This window comes from Streptomyces sp. NPDC043427 (assembly GCF_056436655.1).
In genome coordinates, this window is sequence record NZ_JBWKCC010000031.1 from 21,440 (window position 1) to 35,531 (window position 14,092).

15 protein-coding genes are annotated in these 14,092 nt (G+C 69.4%); 2 read left to right on the forward strand and 13 right to left on the reverse strand.

Going from position 1 to position 14,092, the window contains the following annotated elements; genetic code table 11:
* Positions 1–90 precede the first annotated feature (90 nt).
* From AC067M_RS35670 to AC067M_RS35725, 12 genes are all read right to left on the reverse strand, one after another.
* The gene (locus AC067M_RS35670) at positions 91–1,635 is read right to left on the reverse strand and encodes a YfjI family protein (RefSeq protein WP_478701186.1); all 1,545 of its coding nucleotides are present in this window, start codon (positions 1,633–1,635) and stop codon (positions 91–93) included.
* Entirely contained in the window at positions 1,632–1,988 is a 357-nt protein-coding gene (locus tag AC067M_RS35675) for a hypothetical protein (RefSeq protein ID WP_478701187.1), read from the reverse strand. The genes AC067M_RS35670 and AC067M_RS35675 overlap by 4 nt, the downstream gene beginning before the upstream one ends.
* On the reverse strand, positions 1,985–2,908 hold the full coding sequence (locus tag AC067M_RS35680) for a bifunctional DNA primase/polymerase (protein WP_478701188.1): 924 nt from the start codon (positions 2,906–2,908) through the stop codon (positions 1,985–1,987). The genes AC067M_RS35675 and AC067M_RS35680 overlap by 4 nt, the downstream gene beginning before the upstream one ends.
* On the reverse strand, positions 2,905–3,768 hold the full coding sequence (locus AC067M_RS35685; protein WP_478701189.1) for a deazapurine DNA modification protein DpdA family protein: 864 nt from the start codon (positions 3,766–3,768) through the stop codon (positions 2,905–2,907). Before AC067M_RS35685 ends, AC067M_RS35680 begins: the two co-directional genes overlap by 4 nt.
* A gap of 89 nt (positions 3,769–3,857) precedes the next feature.
* Positions 3,858–4,169, reverse strand: coding sequence for a hypothetical protein (locus tag AC067M_RS35690; RefSeq protein ID WP_478701190.1), 312 nt, complete (start codon positions 4,167–4,169; stop codon positions 3,858–3,860).
* Between the two features lie 232 nt (positions 4,170–4,401).
* Entirely contained in the window at positions 4,402–6,528 is a 2,127-nt protein-coding gene (locus tag AC067M_RS35695) for a hypothetical protein (RefSeq protein ID WP_478701191.1), read from the reverse strand.
* 1 nt (position 6,529) lies between these two features.
* Positions 6,530–8,137: a hypothetical protein gene (locus tag AC067M_RS35700; RefSeq protein ID WP_478701192.1), complete on the reverse strand. Its 1,608-nt coding sequence runs from the start codon at positions 8,135–8,137 to the stop codon at positions 6,530–6,532.
* A gap of 75 nt (positions 8,138–8,212) precedes the next feature.
* A complete protein-coding gene (locus tag AC067M_RS35705) occupies positions 8,213–8,551 on the reverse strand; it encodes an RRQRL motif-containing zinc-binding protein (protein ID WP_478701193.1) in 339 nt (112 codons plus the stop codon).
* On the reverse strand, positions 8,551–9,558 hold the full coding sequence (locus AC067M_RS35710) for a DUF2637 domain-containing protein (protein WP_478701194.1): 1,008 nt from the start codon (positions 9,556–9,558) through the stop codon (positions 8,551–8,553). Before AC067M_RS35710 ends, AC067M_RS35705 begins: the two co-directional genes overlap by 1 nt.
* Positions 9,555–10,085: a hypothetical protein gene (locus tag AC067M_RS35715; RefSeq protein WP_478701195.1), complete on the reverse strand. Its 531-nt coding sequence runs from the start codon at positions 10,083–10,085 to the stop codon at positions 9,555–9,557. The genes AC067M_RS35710 and AC067M_RS35715 overlap by 4 nt, the downstream gene beginning before the upstream one ends.
* Positions 10,082–10,390, reverse strand: coding sequence for a hypothetical protein (locus AC067M_RS35720; RefSeq protein ID WP_478701196.1), 309 nt, complete (start codon positions 10,388–10,390; stop codon positions 10,082–10,084). The genes AC067M_RS35715 and AC067M_RS35720 overlap by 4 nt, the downstream gene beginning before the upstream one ends.
* A complete protein-coding gene (locus AC067M_RS35725) occupies positions 10,387–10,698 on the reverse strand; it encodes a hypothetical protein (RefSeq protein ID WP_478701197.1) in 312 nt (103 codons plus the stop codon). The genes AC067M_RS35720 and AC067M_RS35725 overlap by 4 nt, the downstream gene beginning before the upstream one ends.
* 717 nt (positions 10,699–11,415) lie before the next feature.
* Here AC067M_RS35725 and AC067M_RS35730 point away from each other — a divergent pair.
* Together AC067M_RS35730 and AC067M_RS35735 are read left to right on the forward strand one after the other, a co-directional pair.
* Complete coding sequence (locus AC067M_RS35730; RefSeq protein WP_478701198.1) at positions 11,416–12,177, forward strand: GntR family transcriptional regulator; 762 nt, start codon at positions 11,416–11,418, stop codon at positions 12,175–12,177.
* Positions 12,178–12,577: 400 nt separating this feature from the next.
* Positions 12,578–12,871: a hypothetical protein gene (locus AC067M_RS35735; protein WP_478701199.1), complete on the forward strand. Its 294-nt coding sequence runs from the start codon at positions 12,578–12,580 to the stop codon at positions 12,869–12,871.
* A gap of 215 nt (positions 12,872–13,086) precedes the next feature.
* Here AC067M_RS35735 and AC067M_RS35740 read toward each other — a convergent pair whose 3' ends face one another.
* Positions 13,087–13,872 (reverse strand): hypothetical protein, encoded by a 786-nt coding sequence (locus AC067M_RS35740; RefSeq protein ID WP_478701200.1) that lies wholly within the window; start codon positions 13,870–13,872, stop codon positions 13,087–13,089.
* Positions 13,873–14,092 lie beyond the last annotated feature (220 nt).

Sequence of the window (14,092 nt, forward strand, 5' to 3'; positions counted from 1 at the left end):
TTCTGTCACAGCCTTGATGATGTTTGTTTGTGCAGGTCAGCGGCTTGTGTTGGGGGTTCTGTCAGTTGTGTCGGCGGGTTGGGGGTTGTGTCAGGGGCTGCGGGTGATGCGGGGGTGGGTTTCGTAGCGGGGCGAGGGTGGTCGGCCGCCGCGGCCGGTGCGCGGCGGCGGGGGTACCTGCCGGATCCACCCGTGTTCTTCGAGCAGGGTCAGGGCGGGGTCGAGGTCGCCGATGGCGGGGAAGTCCGCCCGCCGCAGGGCCCGGAAGAGCTCCCGCTTGGTGAACTGCGCCGCGCAGTTGGTGTTGAGTTGGGCGAGGACGGTCAGGGCGGCGTCGTGGGCGGGGTCGGCGCTCATGGTGTCGAACACGTCCAGGGCGTGTGCGGTGAAGTAGTCGCCCAGTTCGGTGGCGGCGGCCATGGTGGCGGCCTCGATCGGCTTGTGCCATCCGTCCTCGGGGTGGGTGGCCAGGTGGAGCAGTCCGGCGATCCGGGCGACGGCTCCGTCCCGCTTGGAGGCCCATTTCACGATCGGTGCGTAGCTTCCGTCCGGGCCGAGACGGGACTCGGTGATTTTCTGGAAGGCGAGCAGGACGGCGTCTGCCTCGGGGGTGAGCTGGAGCAGGGCGGGATCACTCCAGTCGGCCAGGGCGAGGGTGAGGCCGCTCAGGCGCCGGCCGTAGGTGGCGGCCACCTGCTCATCCAGCAGGTCGGGGGTGAGGTTGCGGCGTCCGACCAGGGAGAGGGGCTTGGAGTAGAGGAAGCGGGCGAGCAGGCCGCGCCCGTCGGCTCCGTCGATGCGGGAGAGAGCGTCGAGGACTTCCGGCTGGACGGCGAGGCCGATGGTGACGGCGGGGGCGTCGATGTGCTGGGCTTCGCGGCCCTGGCGGTTGACGCGGATCATGTCGCCGGCGTGGCCTTTGAGGAACATGCCCATGTTGGGCTTGCCGCTGTAGCGGCCGGCGATGATGTCGAACAGCTCGCCCTCGGCGCTCAGGCAGGAGATCCGCCCTCCCTGCTGGTCCAGCAGGGTCCCGATGTTCTCCGGGGTCACGTCGTCCGCGACGAGCTGCGGCACGGCCGGAACGCTCATCTCATCCACGGCTTGGGCCAGTTCGACGGCCTCGGCAGTCAGCGCGGCACGCTGGTCCGGCTCAGCGCCCGCAGCCTTCCCCGCGGCCTTGTCAGCGGCGGCCTTGGCCAACCGAACCGTCGTCTCCGCCTCCGCCCGCACCGGCCCTGACAGCTCGATCAGAGCCTTCTCTGCGGCGAGCAGGGGGCGGACCATGAGGTCGAACACGGCACTCTTGCGGTTGCCCGGGTCCAGGGCGACAGCGGTGTAGATGTTGACGGGCTCGCGCCAGTGCCCGCGCACGCACACCTTCACCCGGCCGCCGGCGGCGGTGGCGAGGACGGCGAGGGCAAGGCACCCGGCGAGGTCTGCCGGGGTCTGCGTCTCCTCCGCCACCCCGCGCACCATTCCGGACAGCCAGTCAGGCAGGGCGTCCACGGGGAACGCAGGGAGCGGGGGCCGGGACTTGAGGGGCACTGGTTCATCCCAGACAGGTCCGGCGATGTCCTCGGCGGTCAGGTCGAACCCTTCCCACAGATCCGGGCTCACGTCGTTCGCGGTCATGCGGCCCTACCTCCTTCCAGGGTGCGGGCGATGAGAGGGCAGGCGGTGCGGTGCTCCGTGTGGTCTGCCACGAGCCGGGCGACGGCGGCGCGCCCTACGGCGTGGCGGTCGTAGCCGCACAGGCACCAGGAACGCGCGGACGGCGTCACACTCCAGTCCGGCGGCGCCATGATGTGCAGCCACGCCAGTGGGCGACGTCCGTCGTCCGGGCGCGGCTCAGAGCGACGTGCAGTAGGGACGCCCTGGCGGGCGGCGACCTTCGGCCCGCCCTCGGCCGTCGTGGCCACAGGCTGTGCAGCGGTCTGCGGCGGGTGGTCGGTGGGGAGGCTCTTAGTAGGCGTGGGATTGCTCATGCCGCCCGCCTGCCGGCCGGGTTGTGGGCGATCGACCAGTCCAGCCCCCGGGCGATGACGTCGTCGTAGTAGCGCTGAGACTGTGTGGAGTTGCCCGCCGCCGCCCTACTAAGAGCCTGCTCAACCTCCCCACGGTCGAGGTCGCCGGACGCCACCAGCCGACCAAGGGCCCGCGCGGCCCGCAGCAGCGTGGCGTTGCGGGTGCCGTCCGCGGCACGCGCGACGTTGTCCACCTCACCCCGCAGCGCCGCGGCCGCGTATCCGCTCGCGCGGGTGGTGACGGGCACTGCGGTGGCCTGTGCGGAGCGCTGCGGGGGTTTCAGGGCGTCGTGCAGCCAGTTGGGCAGCACGATGGGCGGGCGGTCGTCGAGGACGGTGTAGGTCCCGTCGGGGGTGGCGCTGCCAGCGGCGACGACGTACCCGCCCCACCCTCGTGTGTCGATCTTCTTGGCGAGCCGTCCAGCGGTGTTGTGCAGCCGGGCGCCGGGAGGCTGAGTGAAGTACAGATGCTCACCGCCGCGCGCGGTCCGCACCCGGTAGGTGCTGGGGACGGCCTGTTCGGCGCGCTCGCAGAGCGCTTGGAAGTTGGCGACGCCGTCAGGCGTTCCTTTCGGCTCTTGGGGCTTGAGCGTGTCGAGGTCGACCACGAGCAGCCCTGAGGGGCCGGTCGCGATGCCTACGTTGTAGGGCTGGTGCGTCCACGCGGCGACCAACAGGTCATGGTCGGTGGTGGCGCGCTCTTCCGGGGTCTTGTGCCCGTCGGCGCACCGACCGGTGCCGGGGCAGTACTTCTCAGCGTGCCCGGCCGGTCGCTTGTCTCGCGGGCGCAGGGGGATGACGTGCCAGTTGCGGCGGGCAGCTTGCAGCGCCCACGCCAGCAGGGACAGCCCGGAGAGATCGGTGGTGGGGGGCTGGTTCATGCTGCGCTCCGGTCGGTCAGCAGCATCTGGTGATGGGTGGGGATGGCGTTGATGACGCGCTCGCGCCACCTCAGGGCGTAGTCGATGCAGTTGGCGCAGTTCTTGTGGGTGTGACCGGGCAGTGGCGGTCGGTGGCGGGCGTGGGAGCTCCAGGCGGCGGAGTCGGCGGAGGCCAGCAGGTGACCGACGCGTTCCAGGCCCAGGATCTTGAAGCCGAAGCCGTGGAGCTTGAAGCCGTGTGAAGCCATCGCGGTGACGATCGCGGCGCCCTGGCGGGTGGACTGCAACCGGCACACCGACCCAAGCCCGACGACCGGTTCGGCCCGCAGGTCCACCCCGGCCTTCTCGTACAGTTCCACGCACCGCTCATAGGCCGGCACGTTGTCGCCCTGGATGACCGGCGCGATACGCAGGTCCGGGGCCAGAGCGCGCAGTTCGAGGAAGTTGGCCACCGTGCGCCGCTGGTGCTCGTCCACGCTCAGATGGGTGCCGACGAAGTACTGTCCGCCGAACCAACCGCCTTCGATGATGGCCTTCTCGCACATCCAGTCCTGCGGGGCGGCCCAGTCGTAGGGACCGACGTGTTCCCAGATGCGGCGCAGGTCATCGACGTACTTGCGGGGCGGGCGGGTCCATGTGCCCTTGTCCTTCAGCTCCATGAAGCCGCCGGAGTCGATGGCGTAGGGGCCGCGGGCTTCGTCCCACTTCACCGCGCGGTCGAAGTGCTCGCTCTTGAGGAACAGGGGCACATCGGTGAGGCGCAGCCAGTGCCGCTTGTGGGTGGTCAGGTAGAACCGCATACGGGGCGCGGCGGGGGCGGTCGGCGGTAAGGCTCGCCGAATGCCGGTGGGTTGCGTCATGCTGGATGACCTCCAACAGGTCTGTAGTGGGCTGGTTGGGCAAGGGCGACCCCGGTTCTTGGCGGAATGGGGGGTCGCCCTTGGCGTAGCTAGTGGTTCTTGCCGCGGGCGAGCTTGAGCGTGATACCGCCAACCCCGATGGGCCCGGCGGCACCGGCGACGACGGTGATGGTGTGGGCGGCGACGTCCATCAGCCAGCACAGCGCGGCGACCAGTCCCCAGCCACCGAGGGCGACGGCTCCAGCGACCGCGAACGGGTAGAGCAGGCGCCGCCACTCGACGCCGTGGGCGGTGTGGTCGTTGACGACGATGACGACCGGTTGCCCGGTGGTCTGTGCGCGGTGGTAGAGGTCGGCGGGGATGTGCGGGGCGATGTTGCCGGTCGGGTTGGGCTGGTGCATCGGTGCTCCCCTCGAAGGTGTGCCGCGGGCCCGCGCCGTGGGTGGCGCGGGCCCGTGCGGGTGGGTGGATGCTTGTCGCGTGGCTTGTCGTCTTGCTTGTCGTGCGGCTTGTCGCCTGTCTTGTCTTGTCGCTTGTCTTGTCGCTTGTCGCCTCCCAGGTCAAAGCACGTTTCCGACCCTCTGAGAGCCGGGAGGCGACATGTGTGCGAGTGGGGCGACAAGCGACAAGTGATCAGTCCTGCGGGGGCTGTCCGGGGGCGTGCTGGCGGTGGAGGTAGCGGGCTTTGGTGCCCTCCCCGACGCGCACGGCGGTGCCGTCGTTGACCCACTCCTTGAGCCATCCCACGACCGTCTGACGGGTCGTGCCGTGCTCGTCGGCGAGCGCGCGGGCGATCGCCGACGCTCCGGTGCCTGCCGGCCCGGCGGCGAGCAGGGCGGCGAGCGCGGCGCGCTGCGCGGGACTGTCCTGCTCCTGCTCGCCCCGCAGCGCTGACAGGTTCAGCCCGCCCCCGGCAGTCGGCGGAGCCGGATCCGGGGTGCGCGGGTCAGGGGCGGTGCCGAATTCGGCGTCGATCTGTTCGCGGAAGCGGCGGGCGAGTTCGTCCTCTGGCGACACCGGCCGCACCGGCTCGGCCCGCAGGGCGGAAAGGTTCAGCCCGCCCCCCGCCCGCCCCGGACCGGAGTCGTGGTCGGAGGCGGTGGTGGGCTGGTCTCCCATCCATGCCGTGCGGTCCGTGTCCCAGCGGCGGGCGTATGCGGGTCCGGCCGCCTTGGCGGACACCGTGTCGAGGGTGGGGTGGAGTTCGGAGGTGGCGGCGGTGATCTCCCGGATCTGGTTCGGGAGGATCCGCCATGCCTTGAACAGCCCAGCGGGTGATTCCGGGGTGGCCATGAACCCGGCTCCCTTGTAGGGGGCCTGGTCGACGCGCAGCCCGCGGGTGCCGGGGAACATCTTCGACAGGTCCATGCCCTCGGTCTCGCCCCCGGTCAGGGCGACACGGACCTTTGCCTCCCGGCGGATCATCAGATTGCCCAGCACCGACCCGGTGGCCCCGAGCGCGGTCAGGACGGTACGCACGCCCATGGCGCGGGCGATCCGGATGACCTCCAGGATCTTTTCCCCAAGCTTGCGCATCTGCCGATCGGTGCTGACCAGGATCTCCGCACCCTCGTCGACAACCAGCATGATCTGAGGAATCTGCGCGCTCACCGGCAACAGGTCCGTGTTGGCCCTGGCCAGCAGGTCCTGATAGGCGGTCTTGCGGTGCTTGGCGACCCGCACCGCCGTGTCGAGCATGGTGAGCGCTTCGTCATAGGTCCCGGCGAGCCAGTCGACACCGGGCCGTACCGGCTTGCCGTCCTCGCGGCTGAGCTGGCCCGACAGGGCGGGGCGCACCCAGGGCAGGCCGGCGGATCCGGCGTTGAGGTCGATCACCCACGTGAGGACGTCGGTGGTGCGGGCGAACCCGGCCAGGATCGTGTGGACCATGTTCGTCTTGCCCGACCCGGTCGGCCCGACGACCAGCGCGCACTGTTCGCGCAGGTAGACCGGGATGTCTTCCGCGTTCGTGCGGTAGCCCCACGGGATGCCTGTGAGCAGGGACAGCGGCGTGTAGTCGGTGGGGTAGGTGCGCTCCTCCATCAGGACGTTGACCGTGGTCACGTCGATGATGACCCGCCCCTGGTCAATGCCGGGCGAGGCGGCAACCGTGCAGCCGTGCGGCAGACGCGCATCCGCCGACAGACGCCCCGACTCGGCGGCGATCTTCTGATAGGTGGCGCCGCCGGCGGGGAGCTCGGCGTCGAGGGAGAAACCGGCGCCGGTCTCCCACATCTCGACCCCGACCACCCGCACGGTGATCGAGCACACCCGCTGGATACGGTCCACCCATTCCGCGGCGATAGCCCGCCGCTCCGCGGACAGCTCAGCGGCGATCTGCCGCTCAGCCGCCGCGATCGCTTCCTCTTCGCGGGCTTCCTCGTAGAGGGCGGTGGAGCGGGCGGCGGCGCCGATCCCGACCCCGACCGCGGCGAGCGAGCCGAGCGCGGCCCAGGTGAGCGGGCCGTGGGTCATGGCCCACGTGGTCCAGCCCGCACCCACCAGCCAGGATGCGGCGCGGGTGGCGAGGGTGCGGCCGGCGTTGCGCACGCGCAGACCGGCGACGGTTTGTCCGAGCGCGCCGGCGGCGCCGACGGCCAGCGCCCAGCCGGGCGGCATGGATGTTGCGGCGCCGGTGGTGGCGACGGCGAAGGCTCCGGTGGTGGCGGACAGAGCGCCGGTCACGGGTCCGTGACCGGCCGCCCAGTCCAGCACCGGGCCACTACTCGCGTTCTTGGTGGCGGTGGCGGTGCTGCTCATGTCAGACGTTCCAGCCCTTCTCAGCCTCGGTGCCGTTGCGGGGGTCCTCGTGCCGGGCGATGTCCTGCGCGTGCACCTCGCGGAAGAGCGGGCCCATGTCCTCGGCGACCGCCACGGAGCTCATGACCGCGCCGAAGATGTTGTCGAAACTCCTCGCGACCTCCTTCTCCAGCGGGAACTCACTGTCGGAGCGCTCGGCGAGGATCTTCATCACGTTCGCCACGCTGGTCAGCGCAGCCGGGAGGCCCTCGACCATGGCGAGAATCTCCATGGCGCTGTCGGGCTCGTAGGAGTTGGCGGCCTGCTCCATCTCCGCGGCGACCTCTTCGAACCGGAAACCAGACACGTGCTCTCCTTCACTGACATCGGTGTTCGTGCTGGTGGGAATGCGGCCCTCGGGCCGCTTGACGTGGTCGGCGATCCCGTCGGTGCCGTCCTTGGTGGCCTCCGCATCCGCCGCGGCTTCCTGCTCGGCCTGTTCTTTGCGGATGTCGGCGTCGCGCTCGGCGCGCTCCGCGGCCGCGACCGCGAACAGCCGGGCGAGCAGGCGCCGGCCCGGGTGGACGAGCCAGGGCAGGTTGAACTTGCGCCCGATCGGGCTGGTCAGGAAACCGAGCAGACCCAGCGGCAGGGCGAGCAGCGCGGCCAGCATCCGACGGGCGCGGAACCGCGCTGCAGAACGGCGCAGCGCCCGTCGGGCCGCCCGCCGGGCGGGCGCCCTGCGCACCGCACTGCGCTGCGCGGCCACCCGGTCGGCGGTCTTGCCGTCCCGCCGCGCTCGCTGCTTGGCAATGGCCGCCTTCTGCGCGGCACGCGCCTTCCCGGCCGCGCTGCTCATCAGCCGCCCAGCCACACCACGACCGGCACCCGAACCGGACTTGCCGGGACGGGAACGAGAGGTCGGGTTGGGGGTGCGGCGGGTGTCGGCGACCGCGCGGCGCGCAGCGGTGGTCTGCGCCCGCCTCTCCGCCCGGGATCCGCCCGCGGCCTTCTGCGCCGATCGCAACGCCCTGACCTGCCCCACACGGCCCGCAGCCTTGGCACCGGGCCGGGAGGCGGCGGTGCGGGGGCTGGTCGTCTTCTTCGGCGACCCGGCCCCCATCCGGGCGGACTTCGTGCCTGCGGTGCCGCGGGCGGGGGTGCGCGCGGCGCCGCGGCGGGACTGGCCGGGCACCCGCCCCGACCCGGTACCCGAGCGGCCCGCGCGACTGCCGGCCGTCCCGCCCCCAGCGCGGGTCGCCGCGCTGCGGCTCGCGGTGCGGGCGGCGGCGTTGCGGCCCGCGGTGCGGGTGGCGGTGCGGCGGGCTTCGCGGTGCGGGTTGGGCTTGCGGTTGCGGGTGGCGGCGGCCACCCCGAGGACGGCCATGCCGGTAGCGGCGACCGCCGCGGCGATCGGGCCGCCGGTCAGCGAGGCGGCGGCGACCATGCCCACGGTCGTGTTCGTCCCCGACAGGGCCAGCGGCACGACGGGCCAGCCGCCGGGCGTGTGGTCCACCTCCGGCACCGTCGGCGCCGGGGTGGGGGCAGCGGTCGGGGTCGGGGGAGGGGGCGGTGTGTTCGTACTCGGGGCGGCCTCAACGGCTACCGGTTCGGTGCTGACTTCGGTCATGCTGAACGCACTCCTCTGTGGAGTAGGGCCCGGCCAGGGCCGTAGGAAGTTGCTGGCCGGGCCTGCCAGGTGGGGTCAGGCGGCGCGCTGGGAATCGGGGTAGGCGCAGGGCACGCACATGCCGAGTGCGGTGGGGATGACGTAGCCCGCATCCGTGCGGCACTGCGGGCAGGTGCGGCGCGCCTGATTCGCCTTGGCCAGCGCCGCGCGCTTCGCGGGGGTCATGGGACGGACGGGCTTGGCGGCGTCGATGCGGTAGAGGTAGGCCACCAGCGGCCCGCGGCGGCGCCGCGGACGCTCGACCTGGGCGGCCACATCCTGACCACCCGGCCGCAGCCCACTCGCGCGCAGCTGGCGGCGGGTGGCCAAACCCTCCGGCGCCAGGCGCCAGGGGTAGACGGGGATGGCGGCCATCAGTGGCTCGCGATAGCCAGCTCAGCACCGCCCGTACCGGGGTCGCGGTGCTCGGCGTAGCGGGCGGACACCCACCCCACCGACCAGCCGCACAACTCTGCCGCGGCCCGCACCGGCAACTCCGCATCGAACGCCGCCGCCACGATCGCGCGGGCTTCGTTCTCGCTCAGCTTGCCCGCGGCCGGACCGCGCTGAAGCAGTGCGGCCCGTTCACGCGCGGCCCGCTCCTCGCGCTCGCGCTGTTCACGCACGAGGGCTTCCTCCCGCTCACGGCGCTCACGCTCGGCCCGCTCGGCAGCCTCCCGGGCCAGGCGTTCACGCTCTTGCTCACGCTGTTCACGCTCGCGTTCACGGCGTTCACGCTCGGCCCGCTCCGCTGCCTCCCGGGCGGCCCGCTCCTCGCGCTCCTCCCGCCGCCGGTGCTCCTCGCGCTCGGCCGCATCCCGTGCCAGCCGGGCCTCGTGTTCACGCTGTTCACGCGCCAGCGCGGCGGCGTGCTCGCGCTCCTCCCGCGCCTCGCGGCGGGCGGCCTCTGCACGCTCGCGGGCCGCCTGCTCGCGCTGCTCGCGCTCGGCCTGTTGTCGTGCCTCCAGCGCTGCGACGGCAGCGGTGATGGCGCGACGGTAGGCGAGGCCGGTCTCTGCGGTGACGATCAGCAGCAGCGGCGCCACGGCGTGGACAGCTACCCCGACCAGGTCTTTCGCTAGTGCCGAGTCGGCTGTGTTCAGTGCGAGGGTCATGGCGCCGGTCATCCACCGCAGCGTGATCGGCCACCGTCCCCCGTGCCCGCCCAGCCGGGCCAGCACCGAGTCGAGACGGACCACGATCACCACTGCGGCATCGACGACCAGGGGCAGGATCGGTGCCGTCCACTCCCACTCGCGCGGGGTGTGGGCGGCCATCAGCGGCGTCACGGTCAGGATCGAGAACAGCATGGCGCCGGACACGATCAGCCACGTGCCCACCGACAACGCGCGCTCCGCTGAACGGATCTGAACACCGTTCACGCCGCGCCCTCCGTCGGCTTGGGAGAGGCGGCCGTCACCGAGCGGAAGCCATGAACGCTCTCGTCCTGCGTGAACGGGATCGCGCGCCACGTCACTTCAGCGGCGGGGCGTTCATCGCCCGCCACCCATCCGTGAACGGGGGCGCCCTGGGTGGCGGCGTAGGCGTAGGCGTCCTCGTGGCGGTGGTGGATGCTGTGCGGCTCGCCCCAGTGGAGCAACAGCACCAGCGACCGCCGCGCCAACCGGGCCGCCTCCAGCTCTTCACCCAGCAGGCGGATCCGCTCGGCGCGCTCGCCCAGGACTGTCTCCATCGTGGTGAGCGCGTCGTGCAGTCGGAAGCAGTCCTCCCGCAGGAGCGCGGCGTCGGTCTCCTCCGACTCAGCGCGGGAGATCAGCTCCCACACCTCACGGACGTGATGGGCCCAAGCGGCATCCGCCTGCCCCTGCACCTCCCGCGCCCGGGAACGGGCCCAGGCGGCGTCCTCGCGCATCCGGCGCAGACGGCCGGCGGTGACGATACGGATCACGCCGCACCCCCCTCCGCCGCCGGGACGTAGGAGGTGTAGACGTGGAAGTCGATGCCGAAGGCGGTCGCGTTGAATTCCAGCGACTGCCGGTTCCCCAGCCGGTCGACGTAAACCAAGTCCACGTCAATGCCAAGCGCTTCCCGCCACGCCTCCACCTTGCTGGCGCTGTCGAGCTGCACGCTCAGTTCCCGCGGTGTGTGACGGCTGACGGTGATGTACGCAGCGGGCAGATGCGGGTGCCCGACAGTGAGACCGGCCAGGCACGTGAAGACGGCCGCCTGCGCGGCCAGGGTCTCGGCACTCACGCGGCCACCCCCACACCAGCGCCGCAGCGCACGTTCTGCCGACGCTGGGAGCTCCGGCGCGAGCGGCGCACGGCTGGCTGCGGCTTGAGCGGGCTGCGCCGCAGCAGCGACTCGGCGTAGGCGGCGGCCTCGGGGTCCGTCTCGCGCAGCTCCGCGATGACCTCGCGCGCCACGTCCAGACGGGCCGCCCGGTCCTCCTCGGACTCGGCCACGGCCGGACCGGCGAACAATTCCAGGTCGATACCGAACGCCAGCTCCGCGAACTCAGCCGCCGTAACGGCTTCATGACCAGCAACGATGCACTTCATGGGTCGTTTTCTCCTTCAACGTGGAACGGCCCGAACCGCACCCCCGGAGCTGCAACTCCGGGGGTGCTCGCCGATGGAACCGGGCAATCCGACTCCCCGCGCTCCCGTCCGTACGACAACCTGCGCAGTGCGCCGGTCGGACGGGCGGGAGAGGCAGCCGGCCGCAGCAGAAGGCTGCGAGGCCAGGAAAGGACCTGAGTTTTCAGGCGTCAGCCGCCGGTCCGGGCGGCGACGCCCACCGATGTCGTCGGCCCACGCCGACCTCCAAGGGCAGAAGGGACACGGCTTCACCGGCCCGCCGTTGGCACAGCAGGCCGGTCCCGAGCCGGGAGAGTCGGGTGCGTCATCGTCACTGCTCTGACGCCAGCAGGGCGGCGCGTACCAGGTGGCGCGCAAGAGGTCGGTTCCCACCGATCCCTTGGCGTTTCTCCAGGGCTGACACGCAAGGAAGTGGCCGCCAGCGGCCTTCACCCAGCCGCTACGGGGACGGGGGCTTGCACCCCGTCGAACTTGACGCTCTGTTGAGTTCTCAAAGAACGACCAGCTCAGGGGCTTACGGCGAGCCGTAGTAACCCTGCCTGGCATAAAGACTGACTCATCGGTGTTGGTGGTGTTGTACCAACAACTGCCATCCAGAGTGTTGCCTCAAGCTGTTGGGGCCGTCAAGGCGATAGGCGTATGTTGTTGGCACAAGTCAGCCAACTAGTGGGAGGCACGGTGCGGGAGCAGCGCCCGAGGTACCACCGGATCGCGGATGACCTGCGCGGACAGATCGAGCGGGGTGAGCTTGAGCCTGGCCAACAGCTCCCAACGGAGTTCGAGTTGGTCGAGCAGTACGAGGCGAGCCGGAACACGGTGCGGCTCGCATTGCGTCGACTGACGGAGGAAGGGCTCATCATCGCTGGTCAGGGGCGGGGAAGCTTCGTCCGCCGCAGCCTGACTCCGGCCATCTGGGACTGGTCAGTCCTGGAGTCTCGGGCTCGACACAAGACAGACGATCAAGGCGACCAGTGGGCCAGCATCGTGGCTGAAAGTGGTCGTCAACCTCGGCAAGAGGTGCGCGTATCGATCCGGCGCCCGCCGGCTGAGATCGCGGAGCGCTTGGGTCTGGACCCCGAGACCGCGTTGACGGTCGTACGGGAGCGCGTCCGCATAGTTGACCAGGACCCTTACGCCTTGGCTGACTCGTACTTCCCTGAGGAGTTGGTGCGGGGCACGCCGCTGATGCTCCCGGAGGACGTATCAGCCCCGGGTGGCGTGCTGGCCAGCGTTGGCCTTGTCCAGGCTCGCTATCGAGACGAAATCACCGTGCGGATGCCGACTCGTGCGGAGATCGAAAAGCTCTCGTTGCCCTCCGCCACTCCCGTGGCCGTGCACATGCGTACTGGCTACGACGAGAACGACTGCCCCCTGCGAGTAATGATCACGGTTCTTCCGGGAGACCGTCATGTCATCAGGTACGACGTTTCTGCCGAGTGAGCGCGTGTATCAGGAGCAAATCAGCGTGAAGGCTCTGACCAGCATTGACCCAACCTTGCCGACCGATCGGTTCCCAGAGCACGTCTGGTACACGTCTTATGGGTCCAACATGCATCTTGATCGGCTCGCCTGTTACATCCAGGGCGGCCGCCCTCCTGGTGGGGCGAGGGAGTACCCCGGGTGCCGGAACCCGGCGATGCCGTCCCGGTCTATCCCGGTCGAACTAAATGGCGCCATGTATTTTGCCACTCAGTCGCCTGTGTGGGGTGGAGGTAGGGCCTTCTATGACCCGCACGCGAGTGGCCGTGTGCTCGCCAGAGCCCATCTGGTGACCACTGACCAGTTCTCCGACATCGCTGCCCAGGAGATGTACAGGGGGCCTGGAGCTAGCCTTGACCTCGTGGACGTGCTGGCGCAGGGTCGGGCCGTATTGGGTGAAGGACGGTATGAAACGCTGGTCTGTGCTGGTCAGGTTGACGATCTGCCTGTACTAACCTTCACCGCACCCTGGGCAATGAACGAAGTGGGATGGGTTCCCCCATCGCTCGCATACGTACGCTTCTTGGCCTCCGGTCTGCTTTCCGCAGGTGCATGGGACCGGGATGCGATCGCCGCGTACGTCGCCTCTTGCCCGGGGGCGGCGGATCACTGGTCGGAAGAAGCTATTGCTGAGCTCTTGCGTGAACAGTCTTGACCGTCAGGGAACGCCTGCTGCCACTCCTGGTGGCGACGGCGGTATATGCCTGCGAGTGGCAAAGTGGCAGCCCACACTCTCGGAGGGCCGTGCCCAAGCGGATTGGCAGGGAGCGCCCACGGATTAAAAGACAGTCGCACCCTGCCGCGCCGGATCTGAGGGAGAACCGTAGACTCCCTCGACGTTGCTCTGTGTCCGCGCGGTTGAGCGTGCCCCTAGTCGTTCCCCTGAATATCGCTCACCACTCCGGTGATTTCCTTAACGATGGCAGTGCCAGACGTAATCGATTCTTGGACTACCACTGCACCGCCATTGAATGCCACACAGACAGCGATGAAGGTCAACCAACTCTTCTTCCAACGGCTAACGGTCTCCTGGTTTGCGTTTTGCATAGTCGCCGATGCTTGCGCAAGTGATCCAATTACACGACTTGCTTCGGCGGAAACGCGAGCACCGCCAAATAGATCAGCATTTTCAATCAGCCAAATTAGGTGCTCAAGTTGTGAGACCAAGCCATCCTTGACTGGACCGGAAATTTCCGATTCTTCCATGCTCTGAAGAAGGTCCAACCACTCACGACACTGCTCGGCAATGCCTTCGAGTTCGACACCGCGCGGCGCCGCCATTGATCCCACGAGACTGCCAGCAATGATATCTGCGGCTGCTTCAAGGTGGTCAAGCATATCTTGCCGAATGATTCCCTCAGCCGGCCTACCACTGTCCGTCCAGTTCGCTTGAGGTTGCACAAGAGATTGCCACCAGGAATTGACATAGCGAAGGGCACGCTCCCGAGGCCGCTCTGGGAGAGAATCCAACTGTTCGACTGTGGCTACCAACAAGTTCACGACTTCACCATGACGCTTAGCGAATTCCAATGACCCCCATTCGGCTTCAAGTACAGCACTCCATCCTGCCGCATATGTAGACTTTCCCGATTGCTGCACCCTGGACAGCAGCGTGTGCAAGTGATGGGGAGCAGTGTTCTCACTTGAAAAGCTCATGTTTTCCCTTGATGCATGCCCGACTGAACCGAGCGCCCTTCCAATATTGCGACGGTAGCACCAAGCCGACCGCCTTGGGAGCAGATCATCGAAGCCGGACGCGCAGGCCACTGACGAGGGAGGTCGCGACGTGTTGCAAGTTCAAGGCGAGCTGCAGTCAGGACGTGCGGAAGTGCCCATGCGACGTCCACCAGCGCGATACGATCGGGCAGCCCAAGTG